At 63.5% G+C, this 16,581-nt stretch carries 16 protein-coding genes; 9 read left to right on the top strand and 7 right to left on the bottom strand.

The window, feature by feature from the left end:
- Nucleotide 1: 1 nt before the first annotated feature.
- Nucleotides 2-1,336 (bottom strand): branched-chain amino acid ABC transporter permease, encoded by a 1,335-nt coding sequence (locus ACSSVG_RS03160; protein WP_256491201.1) that lies wholly within the window; start codon nucleotides 1,334-1,336, stop codon nucleotides 2-4.
- A gap of 418 nt (nucleotides 1,337-1,754) precedes the next feature.
- Between ACSSVG_RS03160 and ACSSVG_RS03155 the strand changes: the two genes are divergently transcribed.
- Nucleotides 1,755-2,666: a Bax inhibitor-1/YccA family protein gene (locus tag ACSSVG_RS03155; RefSeq protein ID WP_492417213.1), complete on the top strand. Its 912-nt coding sequence runs from the start codon at nucleotides 1,755-1,757 to the stop codon at nucleotides 2,664-2,666.
- A 78-nt stretch (nucleotides 2,667-2,744) separates the two neighbouring features.
- Here ACSSVG_RS03155 and ACSSVG_RS03150 read toward each other — a convergent pair whose 3' ends face one another.
- The 3 genes from ACSSVG_RS03150 to galT form a co-directional block, all read right to left on the bottom strand.
- A complete protein-coding gene (locus ACSSVG_RS03150; RefSeq protein WP_492417211.1) occupies nucleotides 2,745-3,983 on the bottom strand; it encodes an acetyl-CoA C-acetyltransferase in 1,239 nt (412 codons plus the stop codon).
- 62 nt (nucleotides 3,984-4,045) lie between these two features.
- A complete protein-coding gene (galK, locus tag ACSSVG_RS03145; RefSeq protein ID WP_231342096.1) occupies nucleotides 4,046-5,206 on the bottom strand; it encodes a galactokinase in 1,161 nt (386 codons plus the stop codon).
- Nucleotides 5,203-6,354 (bottom strand): galactose-1-phosphate uridylyltransferase, encoded by a 1,152-nt coding sequence (gene galT / locus ACSSVG_RS03140; RefSeq protein ID WP_492417209.1) that lies wholly within the window; start codon nucleotides 6,352-6,354, stop codon nucleotides 5,203-5,205. The genes galK and galT overlap by 4 nt, the downstream gene beginning before the upstream one ends.
- A 98-nt stretch (nucleotides 6,355-6,452) precedes the next feature.
- On the opposite strand from galT, the gene ACSSVG_RS03135 reads away from it, so the two are divergent.
- From ACSSVG_RS03135 to ACSSVG_RS03120, 4 genes are all read left to right on the top strand, one after another.
- A complete protein-coding gene (locus tag ACSSVG_RS03135) occupies nucleotides 6,453-7,403 on the top strand; it encodes an aldose 1-epimerase family protein (RefSeq protein WP_492417207.1) in 951 nt (316 codons plus the stop codon).
- A 64-nt stretch (nucleotides 7,404-7,467) separates the two neighbouring features.
- Complete coding sequence (locus ACSSVG_RS03130) at nucleotides 7,468-8,748, top strand: AI-2E family transporter (RefSeq protein WP_231342090.1); 1,281 nt, start codon at nucleotides 7,468-7,470, stop codon at nucleotides 8,746-8,748.
- Between the two features lie 3 nt (nucleotides 8,749-8,751).
- Nucleotides 8,752-9,990, top strand: a complete 1,239-nt coding sequence (gene ilvA, locus ACSSVG_RS03125; RefSeq protein WP_089594164.1) for a threonine ammonia-lyase — start codon at nucleotides 8,752-8,754, stop codon at nucleotides 9,988-9,990.
- A 14-nt stretch (nucleotides 9,991-10,004) separates the two neighbouring features.
- A complete protein-coding gene (locus ACSSVG_RS03120; RefSeq protein WP_492417204.1) occupies nucleotides 10,005-10,622 on the top strand; it encodes a rhomboid family intramembrane serine protease in 618 nt (205 codons plus the stop codon).
- Nucleotides 10,623-10,757: 135 nt separating this feature from the next.
- On the opposite strand, the gene greA is transcribed toward ACSSVG_RS03120, so the two are convergent.
- Together greA and ACSSVG_RS03110 are read right to left on the bottom strand one after the other, a co-directional pair.
- Nucleotides 10,758-11,252: a transcription elongation factor GreA gene (gene greA, locus ACSSVG_RS03115; RefSeq protein WP_026542824.1), complete on the bottom strand. Its 495-nt coding sequence runs from the start codon at nucleotides 11,250-11,252 to the stop codon at nucleotides 10,758-10,760.
- A 152-nt stretch (nucleotides 11,253-11,404) separates the two neighbouring features.
- Nucleotides 11,405-11,863 (bottom strand): DUF4307 domain-containing protein, encoded by a 459-nt coding sequence (locus tag ACSSVG_RS03110; protein ID WP_231342087.1) that lies wholly within the window; start codon nucleotides 11,861-11,863, stop codon nucleotides 11,405-11,407.
- A 74-nt stretch (nucleotides 11,864-11,937) separates the two neighbouring features.
- On the opposite strand from ACSSVG_RS03110, the gene mca reads away from it, so the two are divergent.
- Nucleotides 11,938-12,843, top strand: coding sequence for a mycothiol conjugate amidase Mca (gene mca / locus ACSSVG_RS03105; protein ID WP_492417201.1), 906 nt, complete (start codon nucleotides 11,938-11,940; stop codon nucleotides 12,841-12,843).
- Nucleotides 12,844-12,949: 106 nt separating this feature from the next.
- Nucleotides 12,950-13,222 (top strand): hypothetical protein, encoded by a 273-nt coding sequence (locus tag ACSSVG_RS03100; protein ID WP_231342082.1) that lies wholly within the window; start codon nucleotides 12,950-12,952, stop codon nucleotides 13,220-13,222.
- Nucleotides 13,223-13,316: 94 nt separating this feature from the next.
- Here ACSSVG_RS03100 and trhA read toward each other — a convergent pair whose 3' ends face one another.
- Nucleotides 13,317-13,958 carry a PAQR family membrane homeostasis protein TrhA gene (gene trhA, locus ACSSVG_RS03095; protein ID WP_492417199.1) on the bottom strand — a complete coding sequence of 214 codons (642 nt, stop codon included), beginning with the start codon at nucleotides 13,956-13,958 and terminating at the stop codon, nucleotides 13,317-13,319.
- Between the two features lie 107 nt (nucleotides 13,959-14,065).
- Between trhA and ACSSVG_RS03090 the strand changes: the two genes are divergently transcribed.
- Together ACSSVG_RS03090 and phoH2 are read left to right on the top strand one after the other, a co-directional pair.
- Nucleotides 14,066-14,872 (top strand): isoprenyl transferase, encoded by an 807-nt coding sequence (locus ACSSVG_RS03090; RefSeq protein ID WP_492417198.1) that lies wholly within the window; start codon nucleotides 14,066-14,068, stop codon nucleotides 14,870-14,872.
- Nucleotides 14,873-15,111: 239 nt separating this feature from the next.
- On the top strand, nucleotides 15,112-16,506 hold the full coding sequence (gene phoH2 / locus ACSSVG_RS03085; protein WP_492417196.1) for an RNA 5'-3' helicase PhoH2: 1,395 nt from the start codon (nucleotides 15,112-15,114) through the stop codon (nucleotides 16,504-16,506).
- Nucleotides 16,507-16,581: the final 75 nt, after the last annotated feature.

Raw genomic sequence — 16,581 nt, 5'->3', positions numbered from 1 at the left:
CCTAACCCACACGCTCACGCCGGCCGAGGATACCCTGCGGTCGGAACAGAAGAACAACAATCATGATGAACAGTGCACCGACGTACTTGAGGTCGGCAGGAAGGCCGAACACGGTAGTCAGTTCCACGAAGATGCCGACGACGATCGAGCCGATCAGGGCACCGAAGACGGTTCCCAAACCACCCAGCGTCACGCCGGCGAAGATGAGAAGCAGGATCTGCGAGCCCATGTCGAAGGTGACACCTGGGCGGTAGTACGCCCACAGGATGCCACCGAGGGAGGCAAGGACACCGCCGACGATCCAGACAATGCGGATCACGGAGTCGACGTCGATGCCCGACGCGGCTGCCAGTGCGGGGTTGTCCGCTACAGCGCGGGTTGCCTTGCCAAGGCGGGTCTTCAGCAGGACGATGCCGATCAAGGCGATGACCACAGCACTGATGATCAGCGACCAGAGGTTGTTCGGCGAGATGGACACAGGCCCGATCTGGATCTCTGCGCTTTGCGCGCCGGGCAGCTGCTGTGTCGCGCCGCCGAAGAAGAACTGGATGACGTAGCGGATGGCCAATGCGAGGCCGATGCTGACGATCATCATCGGGACGAGGCCGGAGCCGCGCTTCCTGAGTGGACGCCAGAGTCCGGCGTCCTGGACGTAGCCGAAGAGCCCCCCGCCTACCAGTGCCAGCAGGATCGCCAGCCAGAAGGGGAGTCCGAAACCGTTGAACATGAAGACGAGGACGGCGCCCAGTGTCACCATCTCGCCATGGGCGAAGTTGGTCAGGCCCGTGGTTCCGAAGATCAAGGAGAGGCCAACGGAGGCGAGGGCAAGGAGGAGGCCGAAGCTCAGGCCCGCAACAAGCCGGTTCAGCAGGTTTTGGCCAAAGTCTTGCTGTTGGACCACGATGCCCTCGCCAAAGGCGAAGATCACCGACAGGTTGGAGGTCTGGCTGAACGTGACATCGCGGGGATTGTCCTGGCCCTCGGCCAGTGCGATGCCCTCCGGCAAGGTGGAGGTATCCAGCTCGATGGTGTAGGTGCCCTGGACAGGAACACCGATGGTCCACGCTCCATTGGCTCCGGAGGTTGCTTCACCTTCGAACCCGTTGCCTGAGGCCTTGACCTTGACGCCCGGTATGGGGGCCCGGGCGTCGTCGCGGAGGAAACCGCTGATGTTGTTCTGGAATGTCGTCGGTGACGGCGAAGGCGAAGGGGTGGTTGCCTGTGCCGAAGGGGCGGCGATCAGCAGGGCGGCGATGAGGGCTGCGAAAAACGCCCCCACGACTCTCTGCAGTCCCTTGGACCGTCTGATGGACGGGTCGCGCAGTGTGCTTCTCAAAATGGAAACCTCCACAGTGGGGGTGGTCCCGGCTGCGCCTTTGCAGCCGGTGCGAACGGTAAATGGGGCTTGTGAACAGTTCTTGCCTAGCTGCCTCGATTGTGATCTAAGTCACCCATGTGTGGCCTATGTTACCGCTCGGTGGGCTGAATAAACGCCCAGTTCGGGGGTGCAAACATCGCGATCGGATAACAACTGTGAAGCTATAGGCAACTTGTGATGTAGCTGGGCTTAAGTAAACCTTTGTTGTTTGAGGGTGTTTCTAAACGGTCAGGCTGATACCCGTCCCTGCCACTCTGGCGTTTTCGTGTCACGGTTGCGTTTCGTCTGGGTGAACAAGGGAACTTTCCCTCCCGCGCGCGCGTGGTAATTGGTACCGTGAATTATCACTTAGCCCTTTTTCAGGAGGACACCCGCAATGGCACTTGGCGGAAACCCAGTCTTCAACGGAAAGAATTTCCGTGGAGCAAAGCAGGCCCCGCCTGTACCGCAGAACCCGTACGGCCAGCAGTTTAACCAGGCACCCGGACGGGCGCCTGGCCAGGTGATGGACGGCCAGGCCGCTTGGTCTGCCCAGCAGCAGAACATGACCAACGAGCAGCTGCAGCAGATGTACAACCAGCCCTCGGCTGGTCCCGCCGACACCGGGCGCATGACCTACGACGACGTCATCATGAAGACCGTCGCCTGCCTCGTGGTCCTGGTTCTTGGAGCCGGCGTCACGCTGTTCGTCGCTCCCGGCCTCTCCACCATGCTCATGATCGTTGGTGCGCTGGGCGGATTCGTTCTCGCCCTGGTCAACACCTTCAAGAAGCAGCCGTCACCGGCACTGATTCTCGCCTATGCCGGTCTTGAGGGCCTGTTCCTCGGCGGCCTCACCCGCATCCTGGATGGCATGTACCCCGGCGTCGGCCTCCAGGCCGTCATCGGCACGCTGGCCGTCTTCGGCGTCACCCTGGTGCTGTTCAAGAGCGGCAAGGTCCGCGCCACCCCCAAGATGGTGCGCTTCTTCATGATCGCCACCATCGGTTACGCAGTCTTCGCCCTGATCAACATGGTGATGATGTGGACCGGCGCCGTGCAGGAGCCTTTCGGCCTGCGCACCAGCATGACGATTGCCGGCATTCCGCTGGGTGTCTTCATCGGCATCCTGGCCATTGGCCTTGCAGCCTTCTCGCTGATCATGGACTTCACCAGCATCGAAGAAGGCGTCCGCGCCGGCGCCCCGGAGCGTTACTCCTGGGTTGCGGCCTTCGGCCTGACGGTTACCCTGGTTTGGCTCTACGTTGAAATCATCCGCCTGCTGGCAATTCTGCGAGGCGACGACTAACTCCACCGGAGTTCGTCACACCTGAAATGCCCCCGAAGAGTCTTCGGGGGCATTTTTGTGTCCGGGCCAGCCATCGGCCTAGCTCAGGCGCTCGAAAACCACGGCCATTCCCTGCCCGCCGCCAACACAGAGCGTGGCAAGCCCCAACGTTCCGTCCCGCTCCTTCAGTCCGTTGAGCAACGTGCTGGTCATCCGCGCACCGGTCATGCCAAAGGGGTGTCCCAGGGCGATGGCGCCACCATGGACGTTGAGCTTGGCGGGGTCGATGCCCAGCTCACGCGCACTTGCCACCACCTGCACGGCGAAGGCTTCGTTGAGCTCCACGAGGTCGATGTCGTTCATGGTCATCCCAGCCAACGCCAATGCACGCCGGGAGGACTCCACGGGCCCCATGCCCATCAGTTCGGGGGAGAGGGCGCTCACGCCGGTAGACACCACGCGGGCCAGGGGCTCCAGGCCCAGTTCGCGTGCCCGGGTATCGCTCATGACAACCACCGCCGCGGCGCCGTCGTTGAGGGGGCACGCATTGCCGGCGGTGACCGTCCCCTCGGGGCGGAAGACGGGCTGCAGCGCTGATACTGCTTCGAGGGTTACGCCCGCACGGGGAGAGTCGTCCCGCGCCACCACTGTGCCGTCTTTGCGGGTGTACGGCGTGATGTCCCGGGCGTAGAAGCCTGAAGCGATGGCAGCCTCGGCGCGGTTTTGGCTCAGTACGCCCCACTCGTCCTGCTCGGTCCGGCTGATGCCGTAGCTGGTGGCGACGTTCTCGGCGGTCTGGCCCATGGAAAGGTAAATGTCCGGCAAGCGGCCGCCCAGTCGGGGATCGGTCCACGGAATGTTGGACGCTGCACGGGACGCCGTGCGTTGGGCCGCCGATTCGAAGAGTGGGTTGTGGTTGGCGGTATCCGTTTCGCCGGCGCCCGCCCAATTCTGGTATCGGGAGACACTCTCCACTCCGGCGGAGACGATCGCGTTGGCCTCACCGGATTTGATGGCGTGGAAGGCCATTCGCAGGGTTTGCAGGCTCGATGCACAGAAACGGTTGATGGTGGCCGCCGGAACTCGGTCGAGCCCCGCGAGGACGGCAACCACGCGGGCCATGTTGGACCCGGCTTCTCCGCTGGGTTCTGCACAGCCCAGGAGGAGGTCGTCCAGGCCTCGTCCGTCGTCCAAGGCGGGGTCAAAACCGGGGATCTTGGCGAGGGCGGCCTGCACCATGGCGGTTGCGAGGTCGTCGGGGCGTTCGTCCTTGAGCGAGCCTTTGAAAGCCCGGCCAATAGGGCTTCGGGCAGTGGAAACAATCACAGCCTCAGTCATGGCCACAGCTTACGCCCGGCGCCTGTAGGGGCGCCGGGCGGTTGCTGGAAAGCGGGTTGACGTCAGGCCAAACGACGGGCGCCCGCCGCCGGAGTCACGGTGAAGATGTCCGGTGCGGTGTAGCCCGCCTCCGAGAAGGAACGCACGACGGCGTCCCGCACCTGCTGCTCCTGGCCCACTGGAGTAAGTGCGATGGCTGAGCCACCGAAACCGCCGCCGGTCATGCGGGCGCCGATGGCGCCGTTGGCTCGCGCGGTGTCCACGGCGAGGTCCAGCTCAGGGCAGGAGATCTCAAAGTCGTCGCGCATCGAAACGTGGCTGGCATCCAAAAGGCCACCGATGCTGGCGGGACCCTGGCTGCCCAGGACTTCCACGGTCTGCAGCACGCGGTCGTTTTCGGTGACGACATGGCGGACGCGTTTCAACGTGGTCTCATCCAGCAACCCGGAGGCCTCCTCCAAACGTTCAACGCCGACGTCGCGCAGTGCTTTGACCCCGAGGATTTCGGCGCCCAACTCGCAGGAAGCGCGACGGGAGGCATAACCGCCGTCGGCGTGCGAGTGCGACACCTTGGTGTCGATGACCAGCAGCACGAGCCCTGAGGCCTCTGCGTCGAACGGGACCAGGTCCACGTGCTGGTCGCGGCAGTCCAGGAAGACGGCCTGTCCCTTGGCACCGCGCAGGGAGGCTGACTGGTCCATGATTCCAGTGGGTGCGCCAACGTACACGTTTTCGGCGCGCTGGGTAGCCAGCACCAGTTCCTCGGCCGGAAGGCCGGCTCCGGTCACATCATTCAGGGCGCTGATGACGGCGCACTCAATGGCGTGGGAGGAAGAGAGGCCAGCGCCCAAGGGCACATCGGAGTCGAGCAGGAGGTCGAAGCCGGGCACGTCGATGCCGCGCTCCTTCAACGCCCAGGCAACACCGAGCGGGTAGCGGGACCAGCCTTCTCCCGTGCCCGGCTCCAGCTCGGAGAGGTCAGCTTCCACCAAACCATGGCCACCGAACATGGACAGCAAGCGCACCGTGGAGTCGTCGCGTACCCGCAACGCCACTTTGGCGGTCTTGTCGATGGCGAAGGGCAACACAAAGCCTTCGTTGTAGTCCGTATGCTCGCCGATGAGGTTGACGCGGCCCGGTGCCTGCCACACGCCGTCGGGAGCTGCGCCAAACGTTTCCTGGAAGCGGGCGGCGAGGACGCCGGTATCTGTCGTGGTGGTCATGCTCGGGTGCCTTCCAGGGTCTTGGGCGATGCCGGTGCTGCGGCGACGCTGCGGAGGCGCTCCGCAACGGCTTCCGGGGTGGTGTCGTTGATGAACGCTCCCATGGCGGCCTCTGAGCCGGCCAGGTACTTGAGCTTATCGGCAGCGCGGCGGGGCGAGGTCAGCTGCAGGTGAAGCTGGCCCGCAGGACGAAGTGCCGGATCCAGCGGTGCTTGGTGCCATGCCGAGATGTACGGCATGGGCGTGGGGTAGAGGGAGTCGAGGCGCTTGAGCAGGTCAAGGTAGACGTGCGAGAGCTCATCGCGTTCTTCGCCCGTAAGGGCCGCAAGGTCAGGGACGCTGCGGTGGGGGACCAAATGGATTTCCAGGGGCCAACGCGCTGCAAAGGGGACGTAGGCACTGAAGTGTTCGGCCTCCAGCACCATGCGGCTGCCGTCTTCACGTTCGGCCCTGAGGAGCGAGGCCGCCAGCGTTTCCTTAGCGTCGACGTCGTCGTAATACTTCCGGGCCACGGCGCCAAGCTGGGCGGCGCGCGGCGTGACGTACGGGTAGGCGTAGATCTGGCCGTGCGGGTGGTGGAGGGTGACGCCGATGTCCGCGCCGCGGTTCTCGAAGGGGAATACCTGCTTGATGCCCGGCAGTGCGCTGAGCGCCTCCGTCCGCTGCGCCCAGGCCTCAATGACCGTGCGGGCGCGCGTCTCGCCAAGCTCAGCGAAGGAGCCCGTGTGCTTCGGGGTGAAGGCGACTACTTCGCAGCGGCCGTAGGCGGGGCCGGTAGTGCCATGGCCGCTGGTGCCCGGTGCCGGGAGCGGGGGAATGTCGCCAAGGGCCGGTCCCAGTGACGGGAAGCGGTTCTCGAACACCACGACGTCATAGTCCGAGGCCGGAATTTCCGAAGGATTCGCTGCGGTCGTGGGGCAAATGGGGCACTGGTCGGCAGGGGGAAGGTGCGTGCGGGCCTGGCGGTGGGCCGCTACTGCCACCCAGTCACCTGACAGGGCGTCATACCTGACTTCGCCGGGCTCTCCGCGCGCCGGAAGCTCGCGGTGGTCCACCAGTGATTCCGGTGTTCGCTCCGGGGTTCGGGGGTCGTCGAAGTAGATCAGCTCGCGGCTGTCCGCGAGGCGGGTGCTGGTGATGCGACTCATGGATCCATCATTCCACAAGTGACCAAAAACGCATAGTTTCTAACAAAAGCTAACATTCGGGAATCGGGGCGGTTTCCGTCATGCAGTACGGTATTGCCATGCCTGCCTCGCCATCGCCTGCTGAAAACGCACTCCAATCCGAACCCCGCCGTTTCGCCACCGGCCGTCAATTCGAAATCCGTCGCGGCGATGCGCTCGCCGTCATTACCGAGCTCGCGGCAGGCCTGCGGCTCTATTCCAAGGGCGGCGTGCAGCTGACGGAAAGCTACGGCGACGAAGAGATTCCTCCCGGCGCCACGGGCATCACCCTGGCGCCCTGGGCAAACAGGGTGGAAGACGGCGTCTGGCACCTCGACGGCCGGAAGCAGCAGCTCGACATCACCGAGGTCCCACGCAACAACGCCAGCCACGGCCTGCTGCGCAACACTGCGTATTCCCTGGTGGACGAGTCCGAGTTCTCCGTGACGCTGGAGGCCACCGTTTTTCCGCAGCACGGCTACCCCTTCCTGGTAAGGCACCAGGTTCGCTACGAGCTGGATGAAGCTTTGGACCTCCGCGTCTGGCAGTCCTTGGTCAATGATTCCCAGGAGAGTGCGCCCTTTGTTCTCGGAGCGCATCCATACCTTCGCCTTGGGGACGTCGCCCCAGAGGACCTGGTCCTGAGGGTGCAGGCAAAGACCCGGCTGGTGGCCGACGAGCGACTGATTCCCCGCAGCACCGCTGCGGTGGAGGGCGAGTACGACCTCTCAGTCGGTACCGCCGTCGGGAATCTGTTGATTGATGTCGCCTTGACGGACCTGACGTACGACGGCGGCGTGGCCCGCCACACGCTGACCGCGCCGGATGGGCGCAGCGTGAGCCTCGAGCAGGACGAGAACTGCCGATACGTCCACGTTTTCGTCACCGACACCTTCCCCGGCCGCTCCAAAGCAGTTGCCATTGAACCTATGACCGGCCCGGCGAACGCCTTCAACAGCGGCGACGGGCTGCGGTGGCTGGCCCCTGCTGAGACGTTCTCGATGACGTGGGGGATCACCGCATCCCTCTAGGCGTTTTTATGCCTGCCGCGCGGGCCGGTTTCCCATACGGCGTGGCCTACGGAATTATGGGTTCATGACGCCAACACCGGACGCCAAATCCCGCTCTGACCGCCAAATTGCCGAAGACATCCCCTACGGGGTGCGCATTGCTGCTGCCTGGTCGTGGCGGGCAGGACTGATCTTGCTCATGATCGGCGCCTTGGTCTGGCTGCTGGGCAAGGTCAGCTTCCTCATCATCCCGGTCATGGTGGCTGCCCTCCTGGCCGGCCTGCTGTATCCGGTGGTGGCCTGGCTCCGCGGCCGCAAGGTGCCTAACGGGGCTGCCGTCGCCATCACCGTGGTGGCCTTCATCGGCGTCATCGCCGGCGCGCTCGCCCTGGTGGGAAGGCAGCTTGCCTCCGGCTTCGGCGAGCTCTGGCAGGAGGCCTTGGCCGGAATCCAACAGATCCAGACGTGGTTGGCAGATGGTCCCCTCCACCTGACGGCAGACCAAATCGACCAGTACATTGCGGATGGCGCCAACGCGCTGCAAAACAACAGCAGCAGCATCCTCAGTGGCGCCCTGTCCTTTGGCAGCACCGCCGGACACTTTGCCGCGGGACTCGTCCTGGCACTCTTCATCCTCATCTTCTTCCTGCTCGAGGGCAGCCGCATTTGGGCCTTCCTGGTCCGTCTCCTGCCCAGGACCGCGCGAAAGGCCACTGACGGCGCCGGGCGTCGTGGGTGGACGTCCATGGTCAGCTACGTGCGTATCCAAATGTTCGTGGCGTTCGTGGATGCTGTGGGGATTGGCGTGGGTGCGGCCATCATCCAGGTTCCCCTGGCACTTCCCCTGGCAGTCCTGGTGTTCATCGGCTCCTTCATCCCGGTAGTGGGTGCCCTTGTTACGGGAGCCATTGCGGTGCTTCTTGCGCTGGTAGCCAACGGGCCCATCAACGCGCTCATCATGCTGGCAATCGTCCTGCTGGTCCAGCAGCTCGAAAGCCACATCCTGCAGCCGCTGGTGATGGGCAAGGCCGTGTCGCTGCACCCCGTAGCCGTGATCCTCTCGGTGGCCGCGGGCTCCTACCTCGCAGGCATCCCGGGAGCACTGTTCGCGGTCCCGTTGCTCGCCGTAGTAAATACGGCGGTTCGGTACATTGCCGGGCGGACGTGGGAACATGATGAAGGATTGGGCGGTTTGGAGCTTCAACCGGCTACCGCTTCTGCGGGGCCGGCCGAAGACGCCAACTTCAAGGAGGTTCACCTCCCCAAGCCCGAATCCCGCCTCGGAAGAGGCATCGCAGGCAAGAACAAGGCCGCAGGACGCCCCTCTGCTGAGGACCCTGCCGCCGACACCACCAAAGGAGAATAGTCAGTGAATACCCTCGAAACCCTGCCCGTCACGCTGGACGATGTCCTCAAGGCGCAGGAGCTGCTCGAGGGCATTATTACCAAGACTCCGGTGGAGTCGTCCCGTGCCCTGGGCAGCCTCGTGGGCGGCAACGTCTTCTTCAAATGTGAGAACCTGCAGCGCGCAGGCTCCTTCAAGGTTCGCGGCGCCTACGTGCGCATGGCCCGGCTGACGGAAGACGAAAAGAAGCGTGGCGTGGTGGCGGCCTCCGCCGGTAACCACGCCCAAGGCGTCGCGGTAGCTGCGAAGAGCCTGGGCATCAATGCCCGCATCTACATGCCCCTCGGTGTTGCGCTTCCCAAGCTGGCCGCCACGCGCAGCCACGGCGCTGAAGTCATCCTGCACGGCCACAACGTGGACGAGGCACTGGCCGAAGCACAACGGTACGCCAACGAAACAGGCGCCGTCTTTGTGCACCCCTTTGACAACGTGGACGTTGTTGCCGGCCAAGGCACCATCGGACTGGAGATCCTGGACCAGATTCCCAACGTGGACACCATCCTCATGGGCGTTGGGGGCGGTGGACTGCTGGCCGGCGTGGCCGTGGCCATCAAAGCCAGGGCCAAGGAACTTGGCCGGGAAATCCGCGTCATCGGTGTCCAGGCCGAAAACGCGGCGGCCTACCCGCCGTCGCTGGCCGCTGACGCCCTGGTGCCGCTCAAGAAGGTCACCACCATGGCGGACGGCATCGCAGTCGGCCGGCCCGGACAGCTGCCCTTCAGCATCATCCGCGAGCTCGTGGACGATGTTGTCACTGTCAGCGAAGACTCCCTTGCCCGGGCGCTGATCTTCCTTCTCGAGCGGGCCAAAATGGTGGTTGAGCCCGCCGGTGCCGTCGGAGTAGCCGCGCTGATGGATGGCAAGATCGAGAACCCGGGGAACACCGCCGTCGTGCTGTCCGGCGGCAACATCGATCCCATGCTCATGCTCAAAGTCATCCAGCGCGGTTTGTCGGCCGCAGGCCGTTTCATGACCGTCCGCATGATGCTGGATGACCGTCCCGGTTCGCTGGCCACGATCGCGCGCATCATTGCCGAAAACGATGCCAACGTCACTGGACTGGACCACACCCGTTTGGGCGGTTCCATCAGCATGGGGGACGTCTCCATCACCATCAACCTGGAAACCAAAGGCCACGAACACGGGGAGCAGGTTCTCGGCGCACTGCGGGCCGAGGGCTTCCAGCCCATCGTGGTGCACTGACCGGAGGAGCGCACATGGTGCTTGGAACGCCTGAAGGTTCAAAGGAAGAGGCCCAGGAGTCCCTCGCCGGGCGGGCCAAGGGCGGACTGCTGTTCATGGGCGGCTTCGTGATCCTGCTCTACGTCATCGAGATCCTCAACACGTTGATGCGGCATGGCCTGAACTCCACCTTTGGCCTGCGCTCCCGCTCCATGGATGGCGTGCTGGACATCCTGACGTTCCCATTGCTGCACGCGAACTTCAACCACTTGCTCTCCAACACCCTGCCGCTGATCATTTTCGGCTTCCTGGTGTTTATGTCCGGCATCCGTGTGTTCATCACGGCACTGGCGTTCAGCTGGCTCGGATCTGGACTGGCGGTGTGGCTGATTGGCGGGGGAGGGGTGACCGTCGGCGCATCGGGCTTGGTGTTCGGATTCTTTGCGTTCCTGCTGGTTCGGGGCTTCTTCAACCGGAACTGGTGGCAGATCCTGCTCTCCGTGGTGCTTTTCATGGCCTACGGCAGCATCCTCTTCGGGGTCCTGCCCACTGTCATGGGCTACGTGTCCTGGCAGGCGCACCTCGGAGGTGCCGTCGGTGGCATCATCGCCGCGGTCCTGTTGCGTCCCAAGCCCACGCCCGCCGCCCTCTGACCCAAGTAAGTCTCAGTTCAGGTCGTTCCCCAGCGCTGGGAACGACCTGAACTGCGACCCAGTTGGGTGCCCACACGAAAACGCCGGCCCGCCCCGCGAAGGGGTGGGCCGGCGTCGTGTATTTCGAGCCGCTGCTTAGGCGACGTAAGGCTTGGCGGAAACGATTTCCACCGGGATTTCCTTGCCGTTGGGAGCGACGTAGCTCAGGCTGTCGCCTTCCTTGTGGCCGATGATGGCGGCACCCAGGGGGGACTTCTCGCTGAAGACATCCAGATCCGAGTCCCCGGCGATTTCGCGGGAGCCGAGGAGGAACGTCTCTTCGTCGCCGGCGATGCGGGCAACAACCAGCATGCCCGGCTCAACGATTCCGTCATCAGCCGGGGCTTCGCCAACCTGGGCATCGCGCAGGAGTGCGGTGAGCTGGCGGATGCGGGCCTCGATCTTGCCCTGCTCTTCCTTGGCTGCGTGGTAGCCGCCGTTTTCCTTGAGGTCGCCTTCCTGGCGGGCAGCTTCGATCTTCTGGACGATTTCCGCCCGGCCAGCGCCGGAAAGGTGGTCCAGCTCAGCCTGCAAGCGATCGAAAGCTTCCTGGGTAAGCCAAGCCGCAGTGGCGCTATTGGTGGTAGACACGGATTTCTCCTCTAGATCTGACAATGCAAAAGACCCCGCCGAGATGGCCACTAGTGGAACTCAGTAACCAACTTAACGGGGTGAAGGTTTCATCCATTGTAGTAAATCCTTTGGACGAACCCAAACCGGTTGAGTCGTGGGTCACATGATTGTTATTTACCGCTGTCCACGATCCAGCAGCTGTCCACGACGCCGGAGACGGCCGGGGACTCGGTACGCAAGACAGTGCGTTGGACGGTGGTGCTGCCGCCGTCGGCACTCTCTTCGGGCTGGTTGGGCCCGATTTCCACAACCTTCCAGCCGACCACCGCGAACTTGGAGTCCATGGCCTTGATGGCGCATTTCGCGGTGGCTCCGGGGTACTTGGTGACTTGGTAATCCACTTCGGCCTGGGTGCCATCCACCGTGCTGTAGCCAATGTCCTTGAACGTAACTGGCGCCTGAGCCGACGACGTTGCGACCCATGCCGCGAACACAATCCCTATGACCAGTGCGACGATGACGATGTTCCGCTTGGTTTTGCGGGCCATGGCGCGCTTTTGACCGCCGTAGCGATTGGCTAGGCTGGTGCTTGCCGGTACTTGGGTGGCCGATAGGTCCTCTGAAGTCACCCGTCCAGTTTAGTGCCGATCCCGGCGCCCCATCACCGCCCCACCAGCTTGATACATGAAAGAGGAGCCGTCACGTGACAGCGTCCAGCAGTTCCGACCAGCAGCTGCGGCTGCTCGCCGTCCACGCCCATCCGGATGATGAGTCCAGCAAGGGCGCGGCAACCATGGCGATGTACGCCGCCGCGGGCGTGGACGTCATGGTCGCTACGTGCACGGATGGCTCACGCGGTGACATCCAGAACCCGGCCATGGAAACCGATCCGCATCCCAAGCGGGATATGGCCGGGGCCCGGCGCCTTGAAATGGCGAACGCGGCGTCGGTACTGGGAATCCAGCAGCGTTGGCTCGGATTTGTGGACTCGGGCCTGCCGGAGGGGGACCCCCTTCCGCCGTTGCCGCCGGGTTGCTTCGCACTCCAGCCGCTGGAGCGTGCCTCGGCGCCCTTGGTCAGGCTTGTCCGAAGCTTCAAACCGCACGTGATCGTGAGCTACGACGAAAACGGCGGTTACCCGCACCCGGACCACATCATGGCCCACAAAGTGGCTGTGGAAGCCTTCGATGCTGCCGGTGACCCTGAACGTTACCCCGGCATGGGGGAGCCGTGGGCACCGAGCAAGCTCTACTACGACCGCGCCTTCAGCCCGGAGCGGTTCCGGGCCCTGCACTTTGCGTTGGAAGAAGCAGGGTTGCAGTCTCCCTACGCCGAACGGCTTGCCGCATGGTTGGAAGCCGACGCCGAGGGCCACACTCCGCCGGTCCCCGGACACCAGACCACCACCCAGGTGAACTGCGGCGACTTCTTCGAAGCGAGGGATGACGCACTTCGGGCCCACCGGACGCAGATCGATCCGCTCGGTTTCTTCTTCGCAGTTTCACCGGATCTGCAGCGGACGGCATGGCCGTGGGAGGACTACACCCTCATCAAGTCCGCTGTCCCGTCCGAGCTGCCGGAGAAGGACCTGTTCGCAGGGATAAGATAGGACCGCCGGTAGTTTCTATCGCTCGTAGAAATTGCCGTATGGCCAACCAGCTTCCGGCTACGCGCTGCCTGTCGGCATGCATCAGCCCCCATAGAAGGTTTTGAACGTGCACCACTTGATTCTCGCCCTGACCGTCACTCCGTCGCCCAACCCCTCGGGCACGCTGCGTCCCGGCCTGTCCGAGGACCAGGTGACGCCGGGAACGTGGGGCTTCGTCCTCACGGCCTTCATCGTCATTCTCACCACGTTCCTGATTGTGGACATGGTGCGGCGGATCCGTCGTGTCCGGTACCGGGCGCAGGTAGAGGAAGCGCGCGTGGCTGCTGAGGCCGGCGACGCGGCAGATGAGAACGGCGACGCCGCTCCCGGAGCACGCTGACACCACCGGTAGCGGTTTGCCCTGGGCAAGCAATGCCCAGGGCTCGGAACCTTCGGCCCCTATCCTCGGAACCTTCGGCCCCTATCCTCGGAACCTAGCTCAGTACTGCCATCATGATCGCGATGAAGTGGGCTGCAAAAGCCAGCACCGTGAAGGCGTGGAAGAGCTCGTGGAAGCCGAAATGCTGCACGCTGAAGTTCGGTTTCTTGATCGCATAAAACACCGCACCTGCAATGTAGAGGGCTCCTCCGACGCAGATAAGGACCGCGGCAGCGGCGTTGGCGGCAAAGAACTGCGGCAAGTAGAACAACGCTCCGCAGCCCAAGGCGATGTAGACGGGAACGTACAGCCAGCGCGGAGCATGCGTCCACAGGATCCGGAAGAGCACGCCAATGATTGCCCCGGACCACACGAGCCACAACAAGGTGACAGCCTCGGAGCGCTCCAGCAAGGACCAGGCCAGCGGGGTGTAGCTGCCGGCAATGACCAGCATGATGTTCGTGTGGTCCAGCCGCTTGAGGATCATGCGGACTTTGGGGGACCAGTTCCCGCGGTGGTAAACGGCGCTGACGCCGAACAGCAGAAAGCCCGTCAAAGCATAGATGGCGGAGGTGATCTTGCGGTCAGTGGTAGGGGCAACCGTCACCAGGACAATTCCCGCTGCGAGTGCGAAAGGAGCGGCAACCGCGTGGATCCATCCCCGCCAGAGGGGCTTGGTTTCAAGGAGCTCAGCCATGATTAAACAATAACTTACGTTCCGGTAAGTTACTTCAGGGTAACAAGCGGCGAAAGGATTTTGACCGGCTTCTGCACCGGCCTGGCAGCTGGGGAAGGTAGCCTTGGATGTGCGCCGTCGTCGTACAAGCAAGGAAGTCAGGTGAGAGTCCGGTGGAGCTGCCCGGTTTCCTCTATGGCTTCTACGAGCGCAAACTCCAGCGAACACTCAAACAGGACCAGATCCCAAGGCACATCGGTGTCATGGTGGACGGCAACCGTCGGTGGGCCCGCCAGTTCAACGCACCCACGAGCCAGGGACACCAGGCCGGCGCAGACAAAATCCACGAATTCCTCGGCTGGTGCCAGGAGCTCGGCGTCAAGGTAGTCACGCTGTACATGCTCTCCACGGACAACATGAACCGCTCCGGTGAAGAGCTGGACCTGCTCATGGGCATCATCGCCAACACCATGGACCGCCTCGACGAAGACGAAGACGTCTCCGTCCACGCCATGGGCGCCCCCGAACTCCTCCCTGACTACTTGGCCGAGCGGCTCAACAAACTGACTGCCCGGACGCCTATCCAGGAAAAGATCCACGTGAACGTCGCGGTGGGCTATGGCGGCCGCCGCGAAATCGTCGACGCCGTGAGGGAACTCCTGCACGACGCCGTCGCCAAGGGACGCAATATGTCCGACGTCGCAGATGAACTTTCGGTGGACGACATCTCCCGCTTCCTCTACACCCGCGGCCAGCCGGATCCGGACCTGGTGATCCGCACTTCAGGCGAGCAGCGGCTCTCAGGATTCCTTATGTGGCAAAGCGCCTACAGCGAGTTCTACTTCTGCGAGGCCTTGTGGCCTGCCTTCCGCAAAGTCGACTTCCTGCGGGCGCTCAGGGACTATGCCGGACGCCAACGCCGCTACGGAACCTAGGGTGCGCTCCGGTTCACCAAAATTTAACGATCCGGACATGCGACTTGCCGACCGCGGATTGCGGAAATGAATGTGGCGGGGATTACGTTAATCACATCAGCAGGCAAAACCGCCCGCTGATCGGGGAGGCCAGTATATGGAGCGGACTAGCGCACCAGTTACAGGGGAGGCCACGCCCGGCCTTCCGGCCGAGCCGCTTCACCATTAGGCCGGGCGAACTGCCCGGGGCTGGAGTCGATGTGGCTATTTCTGAGCAACTGCCCGCAATGGTTTCCGACGGGGAAAGTGCAGCTACCTCTCGCACCAAGCGGGTCTCACAAAAAGGGCGGACCGCAACACCCGCCACAGGCCGCAGCTACGTGATTGATACGTCCGTCCTGCTCTCCGATCCACACGCGCTGTTGCGCTTCGCCGAACACGAGGTCATCGTTCCCATCGTGGTCATCAGTGAACTGGAAGGAAAACGCCACGATCCCGAACTGGGCTACTTCGCCCGCAAAGCACTAAGGCTCCTTGACGACCTCAGGATCGAACATGGCGGCCTGGACCACTCCATTCCCCTCGGAAAAGATGGCGGCATGCTTCGGGTGGAAATGAACCACATCTCCCCGGACGTGCTGCCGGCAGGATTCCGTGGAGGCGACAACGACAGCCGCATCCTGGCAGTGGCCAAGAACCTGGCCAACGAAGGCCACAACGTCACCGTGGTTTCCAAGGACCTCCCCATGCGCGTCAAGGCGTCCGCCATGGGACTGCAAGCTGACGAGTACCGCAACGAACTCGTCAAGGATTCCGGCTGGACCGGTATGGCCGAGGTGGAAGCCAACGACGACGAAATCACCACCCTTTACGGGCACGAACCAGTCTTCATCCCCGCAGCCGCCGAACTACCCGTCAACACCGGGCTGGTCCTCCTCTCCAACCGGGGCTCCGCCTTGGGCCGGGTGGGCGCGGACAATCAGGTCCGGCTCGTGAAAGGTGACCGGGATGTCTTCGGACTCCACGGACGCTCAGCCGAGCAGCGGCTGGCGATCGACATGCTCATGGACCCCGCCGTCGGCATCGTCTCCATCGGCGGACGGGCAGGCACAGGCAAGTCCGCGCTGGCCCTCTGCGCGGGCCTTGAAGCCGTACTGGAACGCCGGGAACACCGCAAGGTAGTGGTATTCCGCCCGCTGTACGCCGTGGGCGGCCAGGAACTCGGCTACCTCCCAGGATCCGAATCCGAAAAAATGAACCCCTGGGCCCAAGCGGTGTTCGACACGCTGGGTGCGCTGGTCAGCCAGGAGGTCGTGGAAGAAGTCATGGATCGGGGGATGCTTGAAGTCCTGCCACTGACCCACATCCGGGGGCGGTCGCTGCACGACGCCTTCGTGATCGTCGATGAAGCCCAGTCGCTTGAGAAGAACGTGCTCCTCACCGTCATGAGCCGCATCGGCCAGAACTCCAAGATCGTCCTCACCCACGACGTCGCCCAGCGCGACAACCTACGGGTCGGGCGGCACGACGGTGTTGCTGCGGTGGTAGAGACGCTCAAGGGACACCCCTTGTTCGGGCACATCACGCTGACCCGGTCAGAGCGGTCGCCGATTGCTGCCCTGGTGACGGAGTTGCTCGAAGGGGCTGAAATCTAGTCTCTTCAAGTGATGCGAAGGGCCGTGGCCGGGTTCGCCGGGCTGCGGCCCTTCGCCGTCGCTTAGACACGGGCC

It is taken from the genome of Paenarthrobacter sp. E2MeOHC11 (genome assembly GCF_058744955.1).
The sequence above is the reverse complement of the archived record's forward strand: the minus strand, read 5'-3'. Positions and strand labels throughout refer to the sequence as shown.